This window comes from Pedobacter sp. CFBP9032 (genome assembly GCF_034045265.1).
Classification (GTDB): Bacteria; Bacteroidota; Bacteroidia; order Sphingobacteriales; family Sphingobacteriaceae; genus Pedobacter.
Genome location: NZ_JAXCWE010000001.1, coordinates 237,173 through 261,859 on the forward strand (window position 1 = coordinate 237,173; position 24,687 = coordinate 261,859).

At 37.6% G+C, this 24,687-nt stretch carries 17 protein-coding genes; 4 read left to right on the plus strand and 13 right to left on the minus strand.

What is annotated here, in order from left to right; translation table 11 throughout:
* Nucleotides 1-901: 901 nt before the first annotated feature.
* The 3 genes from SOM16_RS01080 to SOM16_RS01090 form a co-directional block, all read right to left on the minus strand.
* Nucleotides 902-2,350, minus strand: coding sequence for a M20/M25/M40 family metallo-hydrolase (locus SOM16_RS01080; protein WP_320462136.1), 1,449 nt, complete (start codon nt 2,348-2,350; stop codon nt 902-904).
* Nucleotides 2,351-3,157: 807 nt separating this feature from the next.
* Nucleotides 3,158-4,207, minus strand: coding sequence for a TerC/Alx family metal homeostasis membrane protein (locus tag SOM16_RS01085; RefSeq protein WP_320462137.1), 1,050 nt, complete (start codon nt 4,205-4,207; stop codon nt 3,158-3,160).
* Entirely contained in the window at nt 4,207-5,178 is a 972-nt protein-coding gene (locus SOM16_RS01090) for a polyprenyl synthetase family protein (protein ID WP_320462138.1), read from the minus strand. Before SOM16_RS01090 ends, SOM16_RS01085 begins: the two co-directional genes overlap by 1 nt.
* Nucleotides 5,179-5,468: 290 nt before the next feature.
* On the opposite strand from SOM16_RS01090, the gene SOM16_RS01095 reads away from it, so the two are divergent.
* The gene (locus SOM16_RS01095) at nt 5,469-6,476 is read left to right on the plus strand and encodes an alpha/beta hydrolase (protein WP_320462139.1); all 1,008 of its coding nucleotides are present in this window, start codon (nt 5,469-5,471) and stop codon (nt 6,474-6,476) included.
* A 103-nt stretch (nt 6,477-6,579) separates the two neighbouring features.
* Here the strand turns inward: SOM16_RS01095 and SOM16_RS01100 are convergent, their stop codons facing one another.
* From SOM16_RS01100 to SOM16_RS01125, 6 genes are all read right to left on the minus strand, one after another.
* Entirely contained in the window at nt 6,580-7,554 is a 975-nt protein-coding gene (locus SOM16_RS01100) for a YpdA family putative bacillithiol disulfide reductase (RefSeq protein WP_320462140.1), read from the minus strand.
* 810 nt (nt 7,555-8,364) lie between these two features.
* Nucleotides 8,365-9,777 (minus strand): MBL fold metallo-hydrolase, encoded by a 1,413-nt coding sequence (locus SOM16_RS01105; protein ID WP_320462141.1) that lies wholly within the window; start codon nt 9,775-9,777, stop codon nt 8,365-8,367.
* 172 nt (nt 9,778-9,949) lie between these two features.
* Nucleotides 9,950-10,969 carry a type I asparaginase gene (locus SOM16_RS01110; protein ID WP_320462142.1) on the minus strand — a complete coding sequence of 340 codons (1,020 nt, stop codon included), beginning with the start codon at nt 10,967-10,969 and terminating at the stop codon, nt 9,950-9,952.
* 205 nt (nt 10,970-11,174) lie between these two features.
* On the minus strand, nt 11,175-11,942 hold the full coding sequence (locus SOM16_RS01115) for a TatD family hydrolase (RefSeq protein WP_320462143.1): 768 nt from the start codon (nt 11,940-11,942) through the stop codon (nt 11,175-11,177).
* 115 nt (nt 11,943-12,057) lie between these two features.
* Nucleotides 12,058-14,967, minus strand: coding sequence for an excinuclease ABC subunit UvrA (gene uvrA / locus SOM16_RS01120; protein ID WP_320462144.1), 2,910 nt, complete (start codon nt 14,965-14,967; stop codon nt 12,058-12,060).
* 111 nt (nt 14,968-15,078) lie between these two features.
* Entirely contained in the window at nt 15,079-16,038 is a 960-nt protein-coding gene (locus tag SOM16_RS01125) for a hypothetical protein (RefSeq protein ID WP_320462145.1), read from the minus strand.
* A gap of 154 nt (nt 16,039-16,192) precedes the next feature.
* Here SOM16_RS01125 and SOM16_RS01130 point away from each other — a divergent pair, with 154 nt between their 5' ends.
* Nucleotides 16,193-16,402 (plus strand): DUF6364 family protein, encoded by a 210-nt coding sequence (locus tag SOM16_RS01130; RefSeq protein WP_320462146.1) that lies wholly within the window; start codon nt 16,193-16,195, stop codon nt 16,400-16,402.
* Between the two features lie 94 nt (nt 16,403-16,496).
* Here the strand turns inward: SOM16_RS01130 and SOM16_RS01135 are convergent, their stop codons facing one another.
* Nucleotides 16,497-17,540: a ferredoxin--NADP reductase gene (locus tag SOM16_RS01135; RefSeq protein WP_320462147.1), complete on the minus strand. Its 1,044-nt coding sequence runs from the start codon at nt 17,538-17,540 to the stop codon at nt 16,497-16,499.
* A gap of 804 nt (nt 17,541-18,344) precedes the next feature.
* A complete protein-coding gene (locus SOM16_RS01140; protein WP_320462148.1) occupies nt 18,345-19,127 on the minus strand; it encodes a lytic transglycosylase domain-containing protein in 783 nt (260 codons plus the stop codon).
* 265 nt (nt 19,128-19,392) lie between these two features.
* Between SOM16_RS01140 and SOM16_RS01145 the strand changes: the two genes are divergently transcribed.
* Both SOM16_RS01145 and SOM16_RS01150 read left to right on the plus strand, forming a co-directional pair.
* Nucleotides 19,393-20,982, plus strand: coding sequence for a pseudouridine synthase (locus SOM16_RS01145; protein WP_320462149.1), 1,590 nt, complete (start codon nt 19,393-19,395; stop codon nt 20,980-20,982).
* A 181-nt stretch (nt 20,983-21,163) separates the two neighbouring features.
* Entirely contained in the window at nt 21,164-22,276 is a 1,113-nt protein-coding gene (locus SOM16_RS01150) for a lactonase family protein (protein WP_320462150.1), read from the plus strand.
* A gap of 280 nt (nt 22,277-22,556) precedes the next feature.
* On the opposite strand, the gene SOM16_RS01155 is transcribed toward SOM16_RS01150, so the two are convergent.
* Together SOM16_RS01155 and bshA are read right to left on the minus strand one after the other, a co-directional pair.
* Nucleotides 22,557-23,003 (minus strand): KTSC domain-containing protein, encoded by a 447-nt coding sequence (locus SOM16_RS01155; RefSeq protein WP_154281500.1) that lies wholly within the window; start codon nt 23,001-23,003, stop codon nt 22,557-22,559.
* 225 nt (nt 23,004-23,228) lie between these two features.
* Nucleotides 23,229-24,371: an N-acetyl-alpha-D-glucosaminyl L-malate synthase BshA gene (gene bshA / locus SOM16_RS01160; protein WP_320462151.1), complete on the minus strand. Its 1,143-nt coding sequence runs from the start codon at nt 24,369-24,371 to the stop codon at nt 23,229-23,231.
* Nucleotides 24,372-24,687: the final 316 nt, after the last annotated feature.

Below are 24,687 nucleotides of genomic sequence, written 5' to 3' on the forward strand. Positions count from 1 at the left end.
CTTTTATTCAACGGAGATATTCCTCAAGCCAAACATTTTACTTCTTCAGCAAATATAAAAAGCAGCGACTTGCAAGTCAGATTGCCTCAATAATTTTTTTGCTACGGAAACACAGATCGCACTAAATTATTTTTTCTAACCCTTTAAACATATTCATTAAAAAAAAATAAAACAAAATGCATACTAAATGGTTTTAATATCATCTATTCCCTATTTCATGCAACGTATGTTTACCGTTATCCAATGGATAACTTATAAAATCTGCAATTTGTCTGTAAAGCAATCTCTGTTTTATAAATACTTCGAAAGTATTGCTTATACAGTTATAGGCATAGCCATTTTACTTTTTCTATGGTGGAGTGGGATCCTTGCTTCTTCAGTAAGGGAATTATTTGTTAGCTAATTAAAAATATTCTTCCTGAGAATACTTTAAATTTTGAGAATGAATAAACAATTACTCTCTTAACATTAATAATTCCTCAAAGCATTTTTAACCAAGGCTGTCTGATAGACAATTACAATGCATCTGATAAATTCTTTATTACGCCGGCATCTTCAGGAACCAGAACATTTACACCAGCAAACGGAAATAATTATTTAGAATAGGTTGGTGACTACAGGCATCATTCTTATGCTGAATAAGAAGTGATTCTGATGAAATATGCTCGTAATAAAAGTTAGTCTTGCGAAAATGAGACTCACTATCTATTGGTATTTTAACTATTTCTATAAACTTATCTACCTTTCAATGATAACTTGATTGAATAAAGCTATTGTTTATATGAGCATCATATTTGTATGTTAAGAAAAGAAATCAAATAATCGATAACTCGAAATCTAAAATCAAACACTTATAACACAAGTTTATAGTTCTTAAGATAAACTGGTAAATTTTTAGATATTATTTCCACCTCCACTCACCAGCAATCGTTAGTGGTTCTTTTAGGTTTTGAGATTCCAGGAAAGCCCTCAGTTCATCTTCTTCCTGAACACCGACAGGAATTTTTGGAGTGTTAGCTAATGCATAAGTAAGCATAGCACTGTAACGAACAGTATTTTTTAATTCCTGTTCATCTACCAATTTGAATGAATCGCCATCAGAGTGATAGAACGGGCCCGAATTGTTTGGCAATTTACCACCAAAGCCACCACCAGTCGGAATTCCTTCCAGCATAAATGGCTGATGATCGCTGTGTAATCCTGCACCTGCGTTAAACAAGTTTTTAAACCCGGTATCGATTTTTACAATGTCGGCTCCCCAGGCAGTGAACAATTCTTTCATTTCAGCACGGGATGTAGCGAACCCTTTTGGATCATTCGTCATATCGTAATTCAACATAAACTTAACCTGATCCAGATTTTTATCTTTCTTAGCTTGATCGATATAGGCTTTAGAACCCAATAAACCCTGCTCCTCACCCATAAACAAAACAAATTCTACGGTACGCTTTGTTTTTAGGTTTAACTTTCTAAAAGTCCTCGCCATATCTATAACAGCGAATGAACCAATCCCATTATCAATTGCTCCAGTGGCTAAGTCCCAGCTATCTAAATGCCCGCCGACAACAATTTTATCTTTTGGTAATTCAGTTCCTTTAAATGTTGCCACTACATTTCTGGCTTTAATTACTCCTGAAAAATTGGTCATGGCGATGTGTGCGGTTTGCGACTGGCTTTTAAGTTTTTCTTTCAATGCCATTCCGTCTTCCAATCCGATACAAATTGCCGGAATTAAAATCAGTTTTCCGGTTACCGAGGCTGTACCTGTTAGTAAAACGCCATTTTTAACAGTATTAATGATAATTACGCCTGTAGCACCATATTTTGTTGCAATTGCCGTTTTTTCTGAACGATGTAGTGATTTTGTTTCGGCAGGTGAACCAGGCAAAATGCCTAAATATATTAACGCAATTTTACCTTTAAATTTAGCTGGATCGGCTTGATAGTCTGTTTCCATACCATTGCCCGCATCTACGATTTCGCCAGTGATATCTGCATTAATTGGAGAATGTGCCAAGGTTACGGCTTTCATTTTGGTTAAGTTTCCTTTATCCGTCCCTATTTCTACCGATATTGTTTTTCTGGCCCAACTTTCGACTTCGAACGGTTGAAATTTAACGTCGCAACCATAAGATTTCAATAAGTCATAGGCATATTGTTCTGCCTTCGCTCCATTTGCAGAACCTGTTAACCGATGGCCGATGGTTTCGGTTTCATACTTTAGGGTTTGATATGCTTTAGAATTTTGCTGTACATCCGTATTAATTTTTGAGAAGATACCTCCAAATTTATCCTGAGCATTAGAGAAAAGGGTACTACAAATAATTATTGTTGAGAAAAGGTATTTCATTTAGTTGGTTTATGTGCTAAAATTACAAATTTACAGGGTAGTTTTTATGCTGTAACATAGATTTTGCTTAGCTGGTATTTTAATCTACTACAGATAATAGCTTTGTAAAAAACTTACACCACCTCAGACATCTTAGTGAATATAAACTAAGATCATCGACGGTTTAACGACTTAGGTGTCTAAGGTGGTTATATTATTTTAACTGGATTGAGTACGACGATAAGGAATGTTTCCTAAAAATTTACACCACCTAAGACATCTTAGTAAATATAGACTTAGGTCATAGACGGTTTAATGGACTTAGGTGTCTAAGGTGGTTATGTTATTTTAACTTGATTCAATACAGCAATAATGACTTTTTGCAAGAAAATTTATACCACCTAAGACATCTTAGTAAATAAAAGCTAAGATCATCGACCTTTAATGGACTTAGGTGTCTAAGGTGGTTATGTTATTTTAACTGGATTGAGTACGACTATAAGGAATGTTTCCAAAATACTTACACCACCTAAGACATCTTAGTAAATAGAAGCTAAGATCATCGACCTTTAAAGGCCTTAGGTGTCTAATGTGGTTATATTATTTTAACTGAATTGATTACAATGATAGGGAATGTTTCCAAAATACTTACACCACCTCAGACATCTTAGTAAATATAAACTAAGGTCATAGACGGTTTAATGGACTTAGGTGTCTAAGGTGGTTATATTATTTTAAAGGAATGTTTTCCAAAAATCTTATGCCTTTTAAGACACCTCAGAAAAATAAACTAAAACAATGACTTAAGAAGCCTAAAGTGGTAATATATTATTTATGCAATATCTTCTTCGGGAAAACCAGTGATGCCACAACGCTGATCACTAAAATACTCACTATGATAATTAGCGAGTGCTGGGTAGTGAAACCTAACTTTTCCAGGTAGACATGACCTAACATTTTCACCCCAATAAAAGCCAGCAACACGGCTAAACCCGTTTTTAAATAGTGGAATTTATGGATAATATTCACCAGTAAAAAGAACATGGAACGTAAGCCCATGATGGCAAAAATGTTTGAAAAAAATACAATATATGGATCTTTTGTAACCGCGAAAATAGCCGGAATCGAATCTACCGCAAATAATAAATCTGTAAATTCTACAATTAGTAAAACTAAAAACAGGGGCGTAACCAGCGTCTTATGATCTATTTTAACAAAGAAATTCTTTCCCTCATATTTAGGGTGTATGGAGAATATCTTCGAGGCCCATTTAACAACAGGATGGTTTTCAGGATCGATTTTTTCATCCTCTTCTTTACTGAAAAACATTTTCACCCCGGTAAAAACGAGGAAAGCACCAAAGATGTAGAGGATCCATGCAAATTTAGTAATCAATGCCGCACCAACGAATATGAAGATGAAACGCATAATGATTGCACCTAAAATCCCCCAGAAAAGCACCCGGTGGTAATATTTTTCCTCTACTGCAAATGCAGAAAAGATCAGTACAATAACAAAGATATTATCAACAGATAAAGCGTATTCAATTACATAGCCTGTTAGAAACTCTAAACCTAAATTCTTTTTATAAACGCCCAGACTGCCTTCAAAATCATTTGGAATCAGCTTAATATGATGTTGATGCTTGGTAACAATTTCCTGTAGATGGGCAAAATCCTTAATTCCGTGTAATTGATGCCCTTCGGTAAGCAATACAAAGTAAAAACCAATGGCAAAAGCCACCATGATCAAACTCATAATTCCGGCCTGCTTCAAACTTACTACATGTTCTTTACGACTAAAAAGCCCTAGATCCAAAGCTAGAATGATGACAATAAACAACAGAAAACCAATACTAAAAAGCAGCTCGTTACTCATTATTTTTTACGTTCGGTAGTGTAAAGCACAAGTTCCTCTAAACCTGTTCTGGCTTCTCCCGCATCAAACTGACGCAGAATATCAAATGCTTCTTCCTGGTATTGTAACATTTTCTCGTTTGCGTAATAAACACCCTCGTGTCCATTTACAAAATCTATAATTTGCTGAATCTTTACCGGATCATCCTGATGGTTTTTCACCAGATTAATGATTCGTTTCCGTTCAGATTTATCAGCGCGGTTTAAAGCATAAATTAGCGGAAGAGTTACTTTTTTTTCTTTAATATCAATCCCCAATGGCTTCCCAACATCATCTGTTCCAAAATCGAAAGTATCATCCTTAATCTGAAAAGCAATTCCAACTTTCTCTCCAAATAAGCGCATCTTTTCGATTACTGTATCATCAGCACCAGCCGAAGCCGCTCCTGCAGCACAACATGATGCAATTAATGAGGCTGTTTTCTGACGGATAACATCAAAATAAAGTTCTTCAGAAATATCCATTTTCCGCACCTTTTCAATCTGTAGCAACTCTCCCTCACTCATCTGCTTAACGGCTTCAGATACAATTTGTAACAATCTATGTTCGTTATTGTTTACAGAAAGCAGCAATCCTTTAGCAAGTAAAAAATCGCCAACCAATACGGCAATCTTGTTTTTCCAAAGTGCGTTGATAGAGAAAAACCCACGGCGTTCATAAGCATTATCAACCACATCGTCATGCACCAGCGTTGCCGTATGTAACAACTCCACTAAAGCAGCGCCACGATGGGTAGATTCGGTTATACCGCCACACAGTTTAGCCGCAAAAAACACGAACATCGGTCGCATTTGTTTCCCCTTTTGCTTTACAATATAGTGGGTAATCCTATCCAACAACGGCGCGTCGCTATGCATAGACTCCTTGAACGTTTTTTCAAACGCTTTGATATCAGTTGCTATAGGTTTTTTTATCTGTTCGATTCCCGGCATTAAGTCGAAAAATTTTGATTGCAAACTTAAGCTAATTTCCCATAAAAAAGTAATGTATTATGAAGCATTATAATGGGTTGGAAAGCAATGGCCGTAATTATTAACATCTCCCCTCCTGCTTTTGCCTATAGTCCTCGCCCTCATACTTCAGGCTGCGGGCTATTGGGGCGCAATCAGGTTTAAATTGAACGTTGCTGCTCGTAATCTTCCCCTCAAGCCGGAACATCAGATGATCAAAAATTTACTTTCATCCTTCAAAAGTTTACATTTAAACCGATAATTTAGGATTTATGAAAAAGCGCTATAAAGTACTAATTGGTTTTTCGGTATTGATAATCGCCGGATATCTGCTTGGGCCAAAGCCAAAGAAACCAATGTATGATACCTCGCTGGCATCTGTTCCTGATATTCAGGATCTTGATGACTATGTTAGTGCAATGGAAAAAGCCAATAAACTGAAGCCAGGAAATGAGGCCGAAATTGTCTGGGCAGATTCCAGTCACCAACAAACAGAATATGCAGTGGTTTACTTACACGGGTTTTCTGCTTCAAAAATGGAAGGAAATCCGGTTCATCTGAATTTAGCAAAAGCATTAAATGCCAATTTATACCTGGCGCGTTTAGCAGACCATGGAGTAGACACAGTAGCACCTATGCAATATTTTACAGCAGACAGGCTTTGGGAAACCAGTAAGCAAGCTTATGCAATTGGTCAGAAATTAGGTAAAAAAGTAATTTTGGTTGGCACTTCTACCGGTGGCACCGCAGCCTTAAAGCTTGCATCAACCTATCCAAAAATTAATAGCCTGATATTAATGTCGCCCAATGTGGCCATCAATGATAGAAATGCTTGGTTGCTAAACGATCCCTGGGGTTTGCAAATTGCCCGTCGGGTTTTAGGCAGCGATGAAAGAACGGTGGATGGAAGAACAGCAGTATACAAAAAGTATTGGTACACTAGTTATAGAATCGAATCTCTGGTAGAATTGCAGGAGTTTGTGGAAAGCACCATGAATAAATCCGTTTTCGAAAAAGTTAAACAGCCGGTTTTACTCCTTTATTATTTCAAGAATGAGTTGGAGCAAGATCCCGTTGTACGGGTAGATGCCATGCTTAAAATGTTTAATGATTTAGGCACACCAGATGATTTGAAACGTAAAGTTGCCATTCCAAATGCCGGGAACCATGTGCTGGGCTCTTACTTAACTTCGAAAGATTTACCGAGTGTAGAAATTGCAATTAATAGTTTTTTAGAGAGCGTTTTGAAGGAGCCCATTAATTTAACTTGCAAATCGTAAACGTATAAATGAGCTCAAAAAGACTTCGAAAGATTCATCAAACATTTAAATTCATTGTTAGATTGACGAAGTTTTTCCTACTCCGCACGGCCTACTAAATTTCTTAAACCGGATTTACTATATTCTTCACAATCATCTCCGCATGCACGCGAGAATTCTCAATAAAAAGCTTGTGGGTATCTAGTCCGCCGCAAACTACACCTGCCAGATAAAGGCCTTTTACATTGGTTTCCATCGTTTCTTCATTGTAAACCGGACAAAGGGTTTCCGGCAAATCGATTCCGAATTTTCTCAACATGGAAAAATCAGGCTGATAACCTGTCATGGCAATCACGAAATCATTGGGAATGGTTTTGATGCCTTCAGGCGTTTTAATATCTACTTCGCCTGCTCTGATTTCAACAAGTTCTGAATTGAAAAGGGCAGTTACTTCTTCTTCCTTTATCCGGTTTTGAATATCAGGGCGAACCCAATATTTTACATGTGGACCAAGGTCTCCGCTGCGGATAACCATGGTTACGTTTGCACCTTTTCGATAAGTCTCTAATGCAGCATCTACACCAGAATTATTGGCCCCAACCACGACTACATTTTGGAAAGCATATAGGTGTGGATCTTTATAATAGTGTGTTACTTTCGGCAAATCTTCGCCAGGGATATTCATCAGTAATGGAACATCATAAAACCCTGTAGCAACAATGACGTTGCTGGCCGTGTAGCTTGACTTCGCCGATTCAATTTCGAATATACCTTCAACGTTTTTTTGAATTTGATTTACCCTTTCGAATAAGTTAATCTTTAAGTCGAACTTCTCCGCAACCCTGCGATAGTATTCAACTGCTTCATTGCGATTAGGTTTCGGATTAATCGTTACAAAAGGAGCGCCTCCAATTTCTAATTTCTGTGAAGTAGAAAAGAAAGTCATGAAGACGGGGTAATTGAATAAGCTATTCACCAGCGCGCCTTTCTCAATAATGAGATAACTTAAACCTGCTTGTTTCGCCTCTATTGCGCAAGCCATACCAATCGGTCCGGCGCCAATAATGATGATATCGTAATGATTTTCTTTTTGAAGCATTCTAAAAATATTAACCACCTTAGATTTCTAAGGGGTAATCCAGTTCAAATACAAAACAGGATGATGAAAGTTTAATTCTAAAACAATAAATGTTCTAAGGTTTCTGGCTGCTTACTAAATTAACCACGTGAGACAGCTAAGGGCATATAAGTTCAAATATAAAATAGAGCAATGATAATTTAATTTTTAAACAATTAATCACTTAACACTTCTAAGGTGTCTAAGGTGGTGATTACTAAATTAACCACCTGAGACACCTAAGATCATATAAGATCAAATATAAAAATAGGGTAATGAAAGTTTAAATCTAAAATGATTAACCACCAAAATTTTCGAAGATTTCTGAGGTGGTGATTACTAAATTAACCACCTGAGACAGCTAAGATCAAATATAAAAATTGGGTAATGATAATTTAATTCTAAAATGATTAATCAAGTAAATGTTCTAAGGTTTCTGGGTGCTTACTAAATTAACCACCTGAGACACCTAAGATCATATAAGTTCAAATATAAAAATAGGGTAATGATAATTTAAATCTAAAATGATTAATCACCTAACAGTTCGAAGGTTTCTAAGGTGGTGATTACTAAATTAACCACCTGAGGCAACTAAGAGCATATAAGTTCAAATATAAAATAGGATGATGAAAGTTTAATTTTAAACAATCAATCACCGAACAGTCCTAAGGTTTCTAAGGTGGTGATTACTAAATTAACGACCTGAGACAGCTAAGATCATATAAGCTTATCATATCAAATAAAGGAATGATAGTTAAAACCTTCTCACCTTCTTAGGTAGTACCTACCTAATTAAACCTTCATGGCTTTACTTGGGCAAGCAAAATTAGTCCTTTTCAAACCTGTATTTTTAATCGCTCCGTAACCACCTGCAATATCTACGACGTTTTCAACCCCTCGAGATTTCAGAATAGAGGCTGCAATCATCGAGCGGTAACCACCAGCACAGTGCACATAATAGGTTGCTTTAGGATCTATTTCTCCCATCCAATCGTTAATAAAGTCCAGCGGGCGACTTAAGGTAAAATCTAAATGTTCTGATTCATACTCACCGGGCTTACGCACATCAAGTGCGATAACCTCGCCAGTAGTGGCTGCTTCTTCAAAAGCCTCGGCAGAAATAGATTCTATCGTATCGATTTCTTTTCCAGCATCTGTCCAGCGCACAAAACCCCCTTCTAAATAGCCAATTGTGCTATCATAACCTACACGGGTTAAACGGGTGATGGTTTCCTCTTCTTTGCCTTCATCTGTAATGAGTAAAATGGGTTGCTGTAGATCGGTGATCAAGGCACCAACCCATGGCGCAAACTGGCCATTTAAACCGATGTTGATTGAGTTAGGAATAAACCCTTTCGCAAAAAGTTGTGGATCGCGGGTATCCAGCATAATTGCACCTGTCTGGTTTGCGGTATCTTCAAAAGCCTGCGGTGTTAAAGCATTTAAGCCTTTCTCGTAAACATCATCAATACTTTCTACGCTACCTTTATTTATGGCTGCATTTTTAGCAAAATATTGTGGCGGCGGCATCATGCCATCCGTAACTTCTCTTATAAATTGTTCTTTTGTTTCGGCTTTTAGCGCATAATTAACCTGCTTTTGATGCCCTAAAGAATCAAAAGTTTCTTTACTCATGCTTTTGCCACATGCAGAGCCTGCGCCATGAGCCGGATAAACAATTACATCATCAGCCAGTGGTTTAATTTTCTCGTTCAATGAATCGTAAAGCATTCCTGCTAAATCTTCCATGGTTAAATTACCTTTTTGTGCTAAATCTGGTCGACCGACATCACCAATAAAGAGTGTATCGCCGCTAAAGATGCAATGGTCTTTTCCGTTCTCATCTGTTAATAAATAAGTAGTAGATTCTAACGTATGGCCTGGTGTATGTAATGCGGTGATGGTAAGTGCGCCAACTTTGAATTGCGCTCCGTCTAATGCAATATGAGATTCAAAGCCTGTTTTAGCAGTTGGTCCGTAAATGATTTTAGCCCCGGATTTTTCCGCTAAATCTACATGCCCGGAAACGAAATCTGCATGAAAATGAGTTTCAAAAATATATTTAATGGTTGCACCAGCTTTTTCAGCTTTTTTTAAATAAGTGGCCACTTCTCTTAAAGGATCTATAATTGCAGCCTCGCCATTACTTTCTATATAATAAGCAGCCTCTGCTAAACAACCGGTGTATATTTGTTCTATTTTCATTTTACTGCAGTATCGAATAGTGAGGATCAAGTATCTTGCATCAAAAATAGCGCTAAATAATTATAACCAAAATGATCACAGTCATAATTGCAGAAGTTTTACTTATTAACAAAGCTGGCTGGCTGTGTACCAATAAACCTCTCAGGTTTAAAATGCCTAATAAGTTTAAGTGTTAATCTTTTGTTAGCTCTCCACGTAAAGATTCGTCCATTAGCTTGCGGCTTTGTTCGAGTGGTAAACCAAGCCCAAGAACGAACATCAATTTGGTTACTGCAGATTCGAAGGTAAGGTCGTAACCACTAATAATACCCATTTTAAGCAATTCCCGACTGGTTTCATACCTACCTAAGTGAACGGAACCTTTTTTACATTGAGAGATATCAATAATAATTTTTCCACTTAGAATAGCTTGACGAAGTGCATCCAAGAACCATTGAGCCGTTGTGGTATTGCCAGAACCGAATGCCTCCAGAATGATGGCATCAACCTTTGAGTCTGTTATGGCCGTTACCGCTTGTGGGGTGATACCTGGATATAACTTGAGCACACCAATATTGGAATTGAACTTAGTATGTAAGGTTAACTTATCTTTTGGTGCTTTCATCACATAGTTTGTATTAAACTGCATGTGTACACCTGCTTCAGCAAGCACGGGATAATTTGGCGACCGGAAAGCCTCAAACTTTTCACTGTTGTATTTTATAGAGCGGTTTCCACGAAACAACTGCGAATCAAAATAGATACAAACTTCCGGAAAGAGGGACTTACCATTTTCTTTTGTTGCTGCTATTTCCAAAGCAGTAATTAGATTCTCTTTGGCATCTGTTCTAATTTCTCCAATTGGTAGTTGTGAACCTGTTAATATTACGGCTTTGCCAAGATCTTCGAGCATAAAGCTCAATGCTGAAGCCGTAAAGGCCATCGTATCTGACCCATGGAGAATCACAAAACCATCATAAAAATCATATCGATTGTAGATCAACTCTGCTAAAGTTTTCCAGATCTCCGGATCCATATTTGAGGAATCCAAAACCGGATTGAAGGAATGGACATCCAGTTCATAATCCAGCCGACTTAGTTCGGGCACATTTTCTTTAATCTGCTCAAAATTAAAAGGAATTAACATCCCGTTATTCGGATCATTCACCATACCGATGGTTCCACCGGTATAAATTATTAGAATTTTAGTCATTTGGTTGGTTTGGTTGCTCCTCACAAAGAAACTAAAAGAATTTAATTTTATCGGGCTAATAAATGATAAAAATCAGGTAAAATGGCTATTTCGATTTATTTAATTACCATTTTAATAATAAATGTTAAAAGAACGTTTAAGACCATATTAGAATTCTCTAACCGCCGTTTCGATGTTGACATTCTAAAAAACAATCACTAATGTCTTAAACTCCGAAAATTGTTTTAGAATTTTCTGTGGTCACGTTTGCAATTTCTTCCACTGAAACGCCGTAAATGTCTGACAGCTTTTGAGCAATATAAATCAAATAACTGCTTTCATTCGGCTTTCCTCGAAAGGGCACGGGGGCCAGGTAGGGTGAATCTGTTTCTAATACCAGGTTATGTAAAGGAATTTCACTCAAAACTAAATCTAATCCAGCTTTTTTATAGGTGACTACACCACCAATTCCTAAATGAAAATTTAGATCGATGGCTTGTTTGGCCTGCTCCACGTTTCCGGTAAAGCAATGGAAAATTCCACGAAGCTTTTCATCTCTTTCACTTTCTAATACTTCAAATACTTCATTGAAAGCCTCACGACAATGGATAACTATTGGTAAGCCTAAATCTTTAGCCCAGCCAAATTGCTTACGAAAGGCATCTTGCTGAAATTCCAAGGTGGTTTTATCCCAATATAAATCAATCCCGATCTCACCAATGGCATAAATCTTTCTTCCGGATATGCTGTTATATATTTCCTCCAATACCGCAAGATAATCCTCTTTTACATCACAAGGATGCAAGCCCGCCATTGCAAAACAGTTTTCAGGATACTTTTTCACCAGATCATCAATCATTTCAATTGATTTTACATCAACATTGGGCAGGAACAAACGGTTAACGTCGTTTTCAAAACATCGCTCCATTAGTTGCGCTTGCTTTTCGGCATCCTGCTCGTAATATAAATGGGTATGGGTATCGGTGAAAATCATTTTTTTAGTGAGTATTTAGTTTTAGGTAGTGGGTATCAGGTAATGAGTAGTGAGTATTAAGTATCAGGTAGCGAGTATCAGGTAGCGATTGTTTAGTAGCAAGACTACAGTCTAACTATTTCTTCTCAATTTTTGCTTTTTTCGGTTTCTTCTCTTCAGCCTTTTGACTACCTAACTGGGAATCAAATTCCATCTCCTTTTTTAAGAATTTACCGGTTAAGCTGATCGGGTTCTGAATTAAACCTTCGGGTGTACCTTCAAAAAGGATTCTTCCGCCGCCGGCTCCTCCTTCTTCACCCAAATCAATTACCCAATCGGCCACTTTGACCACATCTAAATTATGTTCGATTACCAAAATCGTATTTCCTTTTTCTACCAATTCCTGCAACACGCCTAAAAGCACGTTAATATCTTCAAAATGAAGTCCGGTGGTTGGTTCATCTAAAATATAAAAGGTTTTTCCAGTATCCTTTTTTGAAAGTTCGGTAGCTAATTTCACCCGTTGCGCCTCACCACCTGATAAAGTAACAGACGACTGACCTAACGTGATATAACCTAAACCAACGTCTTTCAACGTTTTAATTTTCCGGTAAATGATTGGAATGTTTTCGAAGAAAACGCAGGCATCTTCGATACTCATATCCAACACATCGCTGATCGATTTTCCGCGGAAGCGAACCTCCAGTGTTTCTCGGTTGTATCTTTTACCACCACATTCTTCACATGGCACCTGAACATCTGGCAAAAAATTCATTTCAATTACCTTCAATCCTGCTCCCTGACAGGTTTCGCACCTTCCACCTTTCACGTTAAAAGAAAAACGACCCGGTTTATAACCCCGAATCTTCGCCTCTGGTAATTGTACAAAAAGGTTTCTAATATCTGAGAAAACACCTGTATAAGTAGATGGATTAGAACGTGGTGTTCTACCAATTGGTGCCTGATCAATCTCAATAACTTTATCAATTTCCTTTAATCCACTTATCTTCTCATACGGAAGCGGCGTTTTCTTCGCCCTGAAGAAATGATGATTTAAGATTGGATACAAAGTCTCCGTAATTAAACTTGATTTTCCAGATCCTGAAACGCCGGTAACCGCGATGAATTTTCCCAAAGGGAAATCAACAGAAACTTCTTTTAAGTTGTGACCAGTGGCTTTGATGATAGAAAGTTTATGTCCGTTTCCAGCTCTCCGAACTTTCGGAGTTTCAATTTTCTTATCTCCGTTTAAATATGCCGCAGTTAAGGTTTTCGATTTCAAAATCTGTGCAGCCGTTCCTTCCGCCACTACCGTTCCGCCGTGAATTCCCGCACCAGGCCCTACATCAATTACCCAATCGGCTTCTAAAATCATGTCTTTATCATGTTCTACCACCAAAACGGTATTGCCTAAATCTCTCAGATTTTTTAGTGCATTAATCAAACGTTCGTTATCACGCTGGTGCAAACCAATACTAGGTTCATCCAGAATATACATCACATTCATCAGCTGAGAACCAATCTGGGTAGCCAAACGAATTCTCTGCGCCTCACCACCAGACAGTGTACGTGCAGTTCTATCCAAAGTTAAATAGGTTAAACCTACATCCGTAAGGAAACCGATTCTTGCCTTAATCTCCTTTAAAATCTCTTTTGCAATGATGTTCTGGCGATCTGAAAGACGCTCATCAACATGCTCAAACCATTTAAACAGGTTGTTGATATCCATTGAGGAAAGCTCGAAGATATTTTTTCCATCAACCTTAAAATGGAGACTTTCTTTTTTTAAACGGGCACCATGGCACTCCGGACAAGTTTTTAACTTACGGAAAGCATCCATATCATCAGATGCAGATTCGCTTCGCTTTTCATTCTGCTCTTCCAACATCTTGATGATCCCATCAAAGGTGATGTTGTAATTCTGCACATTCCACTTATTATATTCTACTTCTACCTTAATTAAATCTGGCGAGCCATTTAAAATGATGTTAATGACCTCATCACTTAACTTTTCTATTGGTGTAGATAGGGAGAAGGCATATTTTTTAGCCAGTGATTTTAATACCTGAAACATCCAGATGTCGCGGTATTCGCCAAGTGGCGCTAGGCCACCATTTAAAATACTCAATTTAGGATTTGGAATCACCGATTCCTTATCTACCACGAATATATAACCTAAACCATCACAACGATCGCATGCCCCATACGGAGAGTTAAACGAAAAGCTATTGGGTTGTGGCTCATCATAAGAAATACCCGTAGTTGGGCACATCAAAAATTTACTAAAGTGGGCAACATGATTATCCTTATCGCTGATTTTAATTACGCCTTTACCCATCTTCATCGCCGTTTGAACAGAATCTAACAGGCGTTTTCTATCTTTATCATCTACAATCAGGCGATCGATCACTACTTCAATATCATGAATTTTATAGCGGTCTACCTGCATTTTGGCGGTGATGTCTTTAATCTCACCATCTACCCGAACCTTTACGTAACCTTGCTTACGGATTTGCTCAAACAGTTCGCGGTAATGCCCTTTTCTTCCCTTAACCACTGGCGCCAGGATATTCACGGCCATGCCATCAAATTTATTGAAGATGTTTTGCAAAATCTGATCTTCACTCATGCGCTCCATCTTCTCTCCTGTATTATAAGAGAAGGCATCGGCTACCCGGGCATAAAGCAACCGCATAAAATCGTAAATCTCGGTGATGGTACCTACCGTAGAGCGTGGATTCTTGCTTGTTGTTTTTTGTTCAATGGCAATTACCGGGCTCAAACCAGAAACCTTATCTACATCCGGGCGTTCCATACCACCCATAAACTGGCGACTGTAAGCGCTAAAAGTTTCCATGTAGCGGCGCTGACCTTCTGCATATATGGTATCAAAAGCCAAAGAAGATTTTCCGCTACCACTTAAACCAGTAATGACCACCAGTTGGTTTCGGGGAAAACTTACATCAATATTTTTTAAATTATGTACCCTTGCTCCGTAAACTTCTACTTCTTTCTGCTCGCCAAGGTCGATAGATTTGTTGCTCATATATTATTGAAAATTGGATGGAATTTTGGCAAAAAACAAGGCTGAATTCCAATCTGCAAAATTGCTAAAAATTTTATCAAAAAGAAAGTGTAATTCAATCTGTATTAAGGATTAATTGTCATAATGTCGGCGCCGATTTCGAAGGAAACCGGAAGAAAAACCAAATCGCATATAACCATAATGATCCTGAAAATAAATATTGTAATTATCCTCTCCATAATAGCCAACTGCCGCCATTAAAAACACATTATTCATAAATGGGAAGCTATAATTAAAATTTACTTCTGCATTTAAACGCTTCCCCACATTTATAAAATTCTTCGCCGGGATTTTATTCACGGCATAAGAAACTTCAGTATTTAAACGCCAGGTTTCTTTCTCGGTTTTAACTTTCGCTTTATTTGTTGCATTTCTTTCGATCTGATCATATTTCCGCCAGGAGAAATTATAAAGCACTCTGGTAAAACCAAAGCCTAAATCCAATGCAGGCTCATATCTGAAAAACTTGTGCCATTGAAAACCCACACGTTGATTAAATGAATAATAACTTCCATTTTCAACCACAGGTGACGAATGACCAAACCGATAGGAAGCTGTTAAATAGTTGGCATTGAAATTTCCAGTAAGCGTATTTATCGTTCCATCCAGATTGAGTGCACTTTGATCCTGTCCGTTGGAATGATGGGTAAATGCCAGTTCTGCGTATTGATAACGATCGGGATCTGGATTTAACCGCGCATATGCAGCAAAGCCTAAACGGTAACTCGGTGTACGCACACCAGCAGAAGCTTCATTTCGAACCCGCACTGTAAAATCAGGAATTATTGAAAATGCTATTGGCGATTTATAACTACCTAATAGCATATAAGTGGTAGTTAAACGTCCGTTAATGACGTATTTAGATGGTGCACCTAACTCTCCTGCTGGCGCCGTGTAAGAAAAATCTGAATTTTCCTTATATAGATTTACATATTCCTTATTGGCAAATTCTCGTCTGATGGTTAGCGAATCTTGCGCCAGAAGATGAAAACTAAGAAAAGATAGGGCAAGTGTTAACAGCGTTTTCATCATACCATATAAACGTTAGTTAGGAGATGATAGTTTTACAACGGGAGATATATTCGTTGGTGAATTAATACAATTTCAGATAACACTTTAATTTTATTTGCTAGCCTTGAATAGTTGCGTCCCAAATCCATATGTCTGTACGTATAGATTTTTAGTTATGGATACGAAATTAACATTAAAGCTCAATCAAGAAATTATCGAGCGGGCCAAGTTATATGCTTCCGATAAAAAATTAAGCTTATCCAGGTTAATAGAGAATTATTTAAATGCGCTAACTGCCGATCAGAATAAAGTCCAATATTTTACAGCGATGCGTGCTAACTGCAATATTATCAATTCCAGAAAGGGCAAAGATTTTAAGCATTGAACAATCCCAATTATGCCTGCTGATGAATATTTAAGCAACAGATATTAGTCAACTGTCGCTAATTATTGGTTCAGGACGAATATCTACTTCAATTTTACCACTCAATCGTTGTTCCATTTTCTGTTGGGTGCCCAGTACAAACTAAAACTCTTCCTCTTTCAATCTCATCGTCTGTAAGCACTTCATTGTAATCCATACGCACATTACCTTTGGTACAATTGGCCACACAAGTACTGCAAACCCCTCCCCTGCAGCTATAGGGTAACTTGATTTTATTTTCAAGCGCAACATCTAAAATCCGTTTTGGCCAGGGAACTGCCAGATTGTAAATTTCTCCATTAAAGTTTAAAATAACCGAATAGGTACTTTTGTCTACCACTTTTTCCGAGCTATCATCTTCATCCACCTCATCTTCTGGTAGTACGAATGTTTCTCTTTTAATCTGTTTGAGGTCGAAACCCATTCCTAATAAGGTGATTCTGCACAAATCCATATATATAATAGGTCCGCAGGTGTAGAACAGTGCATTTTCACGGGCGAAATGTAAATTTTCTTTCAGTAACTTTTCAATATAAAACTTATTCAGCCTGGCCGTCATTAAATTTTTACTGTTACTAAAGATCCAAACAATTTTTAATCGTTCCGGATACCGGGCTTGCCACTCCAGCAGTTCATTATAAAACAAGGCATCTTCCATCGACCGATTGCTGTAGATAAGCGTAATCAGCGATTTCCGCTCACGAACCAAAGCCGTTTTTAAGATGGAAAATAAGGGTGTGATCCCCACTCCCGCAGCAAAGAGAAAAAGATCTCTCGCTAAATTTTCTTCAGGCAAATAACTGAATAAGCCTTGTGGCTCCTGCGCGAATAAAATATCGCCAGTGGCCGTTTTATGGTGAAGAAACCTGGAAATCTCTCCATTTTCTACCCGCTTAACCGTAATAGCTAAAGGCTCATCTACATCCGGGGAGCTGTTAAATGAATAGGATCTTCGAACCTCCCTATTCTTTCCTTCAAAAACCAACGATACAAACTGACCTGCCAAATAAGTTGGATATGGTGAGTCAACCTCTTCAAATTGAAAAGTAATATTGTCTCCCGGTTGATTAATCATTTTATTGATTCGAAGTCTGAACATATTGCAAAGAAAAGAATTTGAGTTGGAAAGTCTTTAGTCTTTAGTCTTTAGTCTTTAGTCTTTAGTCTTTAGTCTTTAGTCTTTAGGAGAAACAACCGCCAACCAGTGGTGTTTGACCGATGGGAAATATTTTAATTAGAGAGGTTAGTGGTTTAGAAGGTTATAGGGTTAGGTGGTTAGAAAAAATAATTCCGTGCGATCTGTGTTTCCGTGGCAAAAAAATTATTAGTTCATTGATAAAAGGGCAATAAGATGAATTTGGGTTATTGGGTTAGTGGGTTAGGTGGTTAGGCGGTTAGAAAAACATTCTGTGCAATCTGTACTTCCGTGGCAAAAAAATTATTCGTAGTTAAACTATAAGATGAATTTGGGTTAGCAGGTTAGAAGTTTAGATGGTTAGAAAAACATTCCGTGCGATCTGTGCTTCCGTGGCAAAAAAATTATTAGTTCATTGGTAGTTGGGCAATAAGATGAATTTGGGTTAGTGGATTAAATGGTTAGGTGGTTAGAAAAAATAATTCCGTGCGATCTGTGTTTCCGTGGCAAAAAATTTATTAGTTCATTGGTATTTGGCAAAAAGATGAATTTGGGTTAGTGGGTTAGAAGTTTAGATGGTTAGGTGTTTAGGCGGTGAGAAAAAATAATTCCGTGCGATCTGTGCTTCCGTGGCAAAAAAACCATTACTTCACTAGTCAGCGATTCAGTGTGGAATCAAACCATCTATGAAATCATTTTCCCAAAAAAAAACGCCCCGATTCAAAAATCGGAGCGTCTTACCAAATGCTTGTCTTTATCTTACCTATATTATTCGGCGTTGTAGGCCAATAACACACGCTTTTTTTCATATCCGTAGCGTTTCGGATGTTCTACAATCTGTTTCATGGAAATCACTTTATAAACGTAGCGGCCAGTTTCCTGGTTCAGCTTCATTTTATAATAATTATCCTGATTTTGATTGGTTATTTGTTTGCGTAAACGGCCATCACCTACATTGTATGCCGCAGCAACAAGGGTCCAGCTTTCTAAACCTTTATACATCTCTTTAATGTATTTGCAGGCCGCAACAGTAGATTTGCGTAAATTATAGCGCTCATCAACTCTTCCGTTTACCTTCAAACCGTAAGAGCGTGCCGTACCAGGCATAAATTGCCAGATTCCGGCTGCACCTTTTGGAGACACTCCGCCCGCCATTCCGGATTCAACCAAAGCCAAATACTTGAAATCATTGGGAATTCCATAGGCGGCAAGAATCGGCTCTATAACAGGAAACCATTCTTTTGCCTTTTTATGCAAACGATTTGTTTGCGTACTGCCATAGCTATGAGCGGCAAGGATTTTTTTCATTTTGCGTTCCACTTTTTTATCGCCTAAAGGCAAAGTTTCATCTGCAAAATTCAACTGAGCCATTAAAGATTGAGGCTTTTCCTCTTTTTCAACCTTGAGGCTATCAGTTTTGGGTATTGTAATATGTAATTTTTCTTCTTTTAAAAGACTTTTTTGTGCTAAGGGCATTTGGTAAGCGAACACTTTAGCCATGATAAATAGTGTTGCCACTACCGCAAATGGTACGATGTGTTTCTTTAACATCTTCCTCCTTTTTTTGGTGAACTTATATAAAAACGTCGGCAAAGCTAAAAAATAATAAGCACATTATCAAATAGTTACATAAATACACCCCAAAACCATGCCCTAAACCGCTTAAAACGTGGATTTTAAATTTCCAAAATCAAGCTATTTTTTCTATATTAGAGGCTATTTTTTTATTATAGTTTTCCGCTTCTCAACATTGTAATATTCACCAATTTTTCATAAATTTGCAACCCGCATTTCAGGATGCGGTTAAAAGCGTATCATGATAAATAAAAACAACAGGAACAGTCGGGATGACAAGTCCAAACCGGGTAGCCGGAACACTGATGGCAGAAGTAGTTCGGCCGGATCTGACAGAAAAAGATCAGACGACAGAGACGATAAATTCAAAAAATCATCCGATTCTAAAGACAACTTCAGACCTAGAAGTTCAGAAGGCAAAGATTTTAAATCAAAATCATTTAGCGACAGAAAAGATTCAAGACCAAGAACAGGCGGACGTGATTTCAAATCGAAAGATGCAGAACCTCAAAGTTTCAAATTTGGAGATCGTGAGTTCAAATCCAAAGATACTGGCGCTAAAGAAGAACGCAGTTACAAACCGAGAGAAGGCGGATCAAGAGATTATAAACCTAGAACCGGAGACAGAGATTTCAAATCAAAAGATGGCGGATCAAGAGATTATAAACCCAGAACCGGAGACCGTGATTTCAAATCAAAAGATGGTGGATCAAGAGATTATAAACCCAGAACAGGTGACAGAGATTTCAAATCTAAAGATGGCGGATCGAGAGACTTCAAACCTAGAACTGGCGACAGAGATTTCAAACCTAGAGAAGGTGGAGCAAGAGACTATAAACCTAGAACAGGAGAACGCGATTTCAAATCTAAGGATGGAGATTCGAGAGATTTTAAACCGAGAGAAGGCGGATATAAAGATTACAAATCAAGAGGTGGCAGAACAGACGATTTCAAGCCAAGTGCTGGAAGCTCAAGAGATGTAAAACCTAGAGAACCAAGAGAAGGCGATTCCCGTCCGTTTAGAAAACGCGAAGAAACGCAACCAAGAGACACAGAATTTAACCGTCCGGAACGTACCGTAATCGCTCCTGCCCGTAAAACAAATGAAGATAAAGGCTTAATTCGCCTGAACAGATATATTTCTAATGCTGGAATCTGCTCTCGCCGTAAAGCCGATGAGTTAATTGCAGCAGGTGTGGTTTCAGTAAATGGTGAAGCCGTTACTGAATTGGGACATAAAGTGGATCCCTCAAAAGATTTAGTTCGTTATAATGGCGAGTTGCTTAAACGTGAAAAGAAAGTTTACGTTTTATTAAACAAACCAAAAGACTACATTACCACTACGGATGACCCACAAGAACGTCGTACCGTGATGCAATTGGTTGATAAAGCGAGTCGCGAACGTATTTATCCGGTAGGCCGTTTAGATCGTAACACAACTGGATTGTTATTGATGACAAATGATGGTGAGTTGGCAGATAAACTATCTCATCCAAAAAACGGAATCACTAAAATTTACAATATTGAACTGGATAAATCTTTATCACAAGGTGATTTAAATAAAATTGCCTTTGGTTTAGAGCTGGAAGATGGATTAATTAAACCAGATAACATTTCTTATGTAGCTGGTGGAACTAAGAAAGAAATCGGAATTCAGATTCACAGTGGTAAAAACAGAATTGTTCGTCGTATTTTCGAACATTTAGGATATAATGTAGAAAAATTAGACCGGGTTGTTTATGGCAATTTAACGAAGAAAGATTTACCTCGTGGTAGATGGCGTTATCTGGAAGATCATGAATTGATCCAGATTAAACACTTAATAAAATAATAAAAAAGGCAATCGAAAGGTTGCCTTTTTCCTTGCTATCCAATAGGTGATTTAGGAGTTAGAACATTGGATTCCCCGCTCATTTTACCTTCTTGAATTTAGTAAATGTTGCTCTCCAGAAAATATTTGACATTTGCCTCAACAAATTTTTATCATATTTGTTCAAAAAGAAGATCATCGTATGAAAAAATATATTGGAATATTCTTAATGTCGTTACTATCAACAATTGCAATCGCCCAAAAAACCAATTACAATCTCATCATCGGCACTTACACCGCTCCAGGTAAAAGCGAAGGAATCTATACTTATGATTTCGACGTTGCCAATGGGAATACCAGCTTAAAAAACATTACCAAAGGCATTCCAAACCCAAGTTATCTGGCCATTTCCCCCGACAAAAAATATGCTTATGCTGTAAATGAAACGGGAGATAAGAGTACGGTTACTGCTTTTAAATATGAAGCAAAGTCAGGGGCATTAACATTTATAAACAAAGTTGACAGTCATGGTGCCGATCCGTGTTTTATTACTGTTGATGCCAAAAATGTTTTAGTGGCAAATTATTCTGGCGGTAGTTTAGCTGTATTTTCACGCAATGCTGATGGATCTTTAAGTGAAGCTGTTCAAGTGATCAAACACACAGGAAAAAGTATAGATCCTAAAGGCAGACAAAATAGCGCGCATGTACATATGGTAAAGTTTACTCCAGACCATAAACATTTAGTCGTTAATAACTTAGGAGAAGATCAGACTTACGTTTACAATTATAATCCAACAGGAAAGAATCAAACACTCATAGAAAAGTCAGTGATTAAAACCAATGCAGGAACAGGTCCACGTCACATTGTTTTTAGTCCGAATGGAAAGTTTGCCTACCTTGTTCATGAATTTAATGGCAGCATTACTGCTTTTGACTATAAGGATGGTACACTCACCAAAATACAGGAAATTGGTACCACGCCAAAGGATTTTAATGGCACTGTAGATGCAGCTGATATTCATGTTTCTGACGATGGAAAGTTTCTTTATGAAACCAACCGTGGCGATGCAAATAGCATTTCAACCTTTGCTATTCTTCCGACAGGTAAGCTACAATTTGTTGAAACCTTAGGTACCTTAGGCAAAGGACCTAGAAACTTTACGATAGACCCGACTGGTAAATTTCTTTTAGTTGGTCACCAGTATACCAATAACGTCGTAATTTTTAACAGAGACGTTAAAACAGGTAAATTAACGGATAGTGGAAAAAGAATTGACGTAGGTGCGCCGGTTTGCTTGGTGTTTGATAAATAACGGCGGAATTTAATTTCGAATATAGAATAGGTGGCCTAAGTGTACAAAAATAGAAGCTTATTTAAAGTTATTGTGATAGAGATCCCAAAACACTACAGACTTATTAAGCACTTTTAAAACAATCGCTATCTGAATCATTCATCTCATGCCCTTGGTTGAAACCAATGGCGATGAATACCAAGCAAATTGCTATAAAAAGTCACTCGCTGGGCGAGAAATTTAAAACAAAATAAAAAAGACCCGCCTTTCAGCGAGTCTTTCATTCTATTTCAATGTTAAACTATGCAGGTTCTGCAACTTTAACTACGTTACGATATGGAAACGAATTACAGATATGACGACGGGCAAAACGACCCGGAGAATCTGCATTAACTAATTTGATGTAAATTGCTCTTGGCACATCAAAATACTCATAAGCACTTCCATCAAAAAACTGGATATTTAAAACAGATTGTTTGTATTCAAAATCTAAAATATTAGAGTTTGTAATCGTTTGTGTGTAAGTCTCAATGTTTTGCTCACGTGTTTCTGGTGCAATACTAACCAGGAAATGGTAAGCTTCTATAATTTCTTTACTTCTTGCCTCTGCCGCTAATTTCTCCTCTTCAACCTGGAATTTGTCAGGATGGAACTCTTTCATCATCGTGCGGTAAACTGACTTAAGCGCTGCAAGCTCGGCCGTTTTATCTACGTTCAAAAGCTTTCTGTAATCTACTATCTTTTTCATTTGGCGCAAAGGTACGATTTATAATGATTTGATTTAGAGAAAGTTTAATTTCATAATGATTTCTTTATAAGAATCTTACATCGTGAATATTAACGCTAAAATAGTTTTATTCCCATATTGAATAGATATATTACAAAATCAGCATTAAGCGGTTTAAAATCACACTTCCATAAAAAAAAGTCGTTTGGTCAATCAAACGACTTCTAACTATTATGATAACGGTATCTAGTATTTTGCCTGTAAGGATTTTTCTATTATCTCTTTATAAAAATCTACATAAGATGGTAAGATTTTTTTCAGATCAAAATCCTGAGCGCGTGTAAATGCATTTTCCTTAAACTGTTTTAAAGTCTCATCATCTTTTAAGATCGAAATGGCATTTGCCGCCATTGCCTCTACATCACCCACATTGCTCATGTATCCACAAAAACCATCTACATTTAATTCTGGCAAGCCACCGGCGTTTGTGGTAATTGCAGGTACTTTACACGCCATGGCCTCTAAAGCAGCCAGACCGAAACTTTCAGATTCTGACGGCATTAAAAACAGATCGGAAACAGATAGAATTTCTTCTACCGCATCTTGTTTCCCAAGAAAACGAACATTTTCTCCTATATTTAAGCTGCGACAAAGCTGCTCATCATAAGCACGTTCTGGTCCATCGCCCACCATCAATAACTTAGAAGGAATTACAGCCTGTACTTTTTCGAAGATCTTGATCACATCAGAAGTCCGTTTTACTTTTCTGAAATTAGAGGTATGAATTAAGATCCGCTCGTTATTTGGTGCAATCGCTTTTTTGAAGTGATCTTTGGCCTGCAAACTGAATCGGCTAAAATCTATGAAATTTGGAATCACCTTAATATCTTTAGTGATCTCAAAATGGTTGTAGGTATCTTCCCTTAAATCATCAGAAACAGTTGTTACACCATCACTTTGATTAATAGAAAAGGTTACTACAGGTTTATAGGTTGGATCTTTACCAACAAGGGTAATATCAGTTCCATGCAAGGTAGTTACCACGGGAATATGAATACCATAACTGGCTAAAATCTGCTTTGCCATAAAAGCCGCAGAAGCATGTGGAATAGCATAATGCACGTGAAGAACATCTAACTGCTCAAAACGAACCACATCAACCAGTTTACTGGCTAAAGCCGATTCATACGGCGCATAGTCGAAAAGCGGATAGTCTCTTACTGAAACTTCGTGATAAAATAAATTTGCGGAGAAAAAATCCAGTCTGGCTGGCTGGCTGTATGTGATAAAATGAACCTGGTGTCCTTCATTTGCAAGTGCTTTTCCAAGCTCTGTTGCAACTACTCCACTACCCCCAAAGGTTGGGTAGCAAACAATTCCTATCTTCATTTATAAATGCGTTGTTGTTATGCAAATGTAGCCCATTTGACTGTATAATGCATGTCGGAATATTGCAATAAAAACTAGGAAAGTTAAGCCGCTAATTCGCAAGTAAAATATTTTAAAAACAGTTTAAAGCACCAATGTATCTGCACTCTATTTCAAATTATTCATACCAACATTATAGATTTATTTAGTTTTTACAATGCGTTGCTATACCAATCATTGCATAACACTCTTTTTGAAACGAATAATCATCAACATTGAAGTGATCACTCATATTTAATTAGTTTATTAATCCGCTAATTTGCGGCCGATAGCCAAT

Excerpts from the sequence above, each read along its gene's own strand:
- SOM16_RS01090 (WP_320462138.1), bottom strand. The coding sequence starts at position 5,178 with ATGCCGGGAATCGAACAGATAAAAAAACCTATAGCAACTGATATCAAA.
- SOM16_RS01100 (WP_320462140.1), bottom strand. The coding sequence starts at position 7,554 with ATGCTTCAAAAAGAAAATCATTACGATATCATCATTATTGGCGCCGGA.
- SOM16_RS01145 (WP_320462149.1), top strand. The coding sequence starts at position 19,393 with ATGATAAATAAAAACAACAGGAACAGTCGGGATGACAAGTCCAAACCG.
- SOM16_RS01140 (WP_320462148.1), bottom strand. The coding sequence starts at position 19,127 with ATGTTAAAGAAACACATCGTACCATTTGCGGTAGTGGCAACACTATTT.
- SOM16_RS01115 (WP_320462143.1), bottom strand. The coding sequence starts at position 11,942 with ATGATTTTCACCGATACCCATACCCATTTATATTACGAGCAGGATGCC.
- SOM16_RS01130 (WP_320462146.1), top strand. The coding sequence starts at position 16,193 with ATGGATACGAAATTAACATTAAAGCTCAATCAAGAAATTATCGAGCGG.
- SOM16_RS01110 (WP_320462142.1), bottom strand. The coding sequence starts at position 10,969 with ATGACTAAAATTCTAATAATTTATACCGGTGGAACCATCGGTATGGTG.
- SOM16_RS01095 (WP_320462139.1), top strand. The coding sequence starts at position 5,469 with ATGAAAAAGCGCTATAAAGTACTAATTGGTTTTTCGGTATTGATAATC.
- SOM16_RS01155 (WP_154281500.1), bottom strand. The coding sequence starts at position 23,003 with ATGAAAAAGATAGTAGATTACAGAAAGCTTTTGAACGTAGATAAAACG.
- SOM16_RS01085 (WP_320462137.1), bottom strand. The coding sequence starts at position 4,207 with ATGAGTAACGAGCTGCTTTTTAGTATTGGTTTTCTGTTGTTTATTGTC.
- uvrA (WP_320462144.1), bottom strand. The coding sequence starts at position 14,967 with ATGAGCAACAAATCTATCGACCTTGGCGAGCAGAAAGAAGTAGAAGTT.
- SOM16_RS01135 (WP_320462147.1), bottom strand. The coding sequence starts at position 17,540 with ATGTTCAGACTTCGAATCAATAAAATGATTAATCAACCGGGAGACAAT.
- SOM16_RS01150 (WP_320462150.1), top strand. The coding sequence starts at position 21,164 with ATGAAAAAATATATTGGAATATTCTTAATGTCGTTACTATCAACAATT.
- bshA (WP_320462151.1), bottom strand. The coding sequence starts at position 24,371 with ATGAAGATAGGAATTGTTTGCTACCCAACCTTTGGGGGTAGTGGAGTA.
- SOM16_RS01080 (WP_320462136.1), bottom strand. The coding sequence starts at position 2,350 with ATGAAATACCTTTTCTCAACAATAATTATTTGTAGTACCCTTTTCTCT.
- SOM16_RS01105 (WP_320462141.1), bottom strand. The coding sequence starts at position 9,777 with ATGAAAATAGAACAAATATACACCGGTTGTTTAGCAGAGGCTGCTTAT.
- SOM16_RS01125 (WP_320462145.1), bottom strand. The coding sequence starts at position 16,038 with ATGATGAAAACGCTGTTAACACTTGCCCTATCTTTTCTTAGTTTTCAT.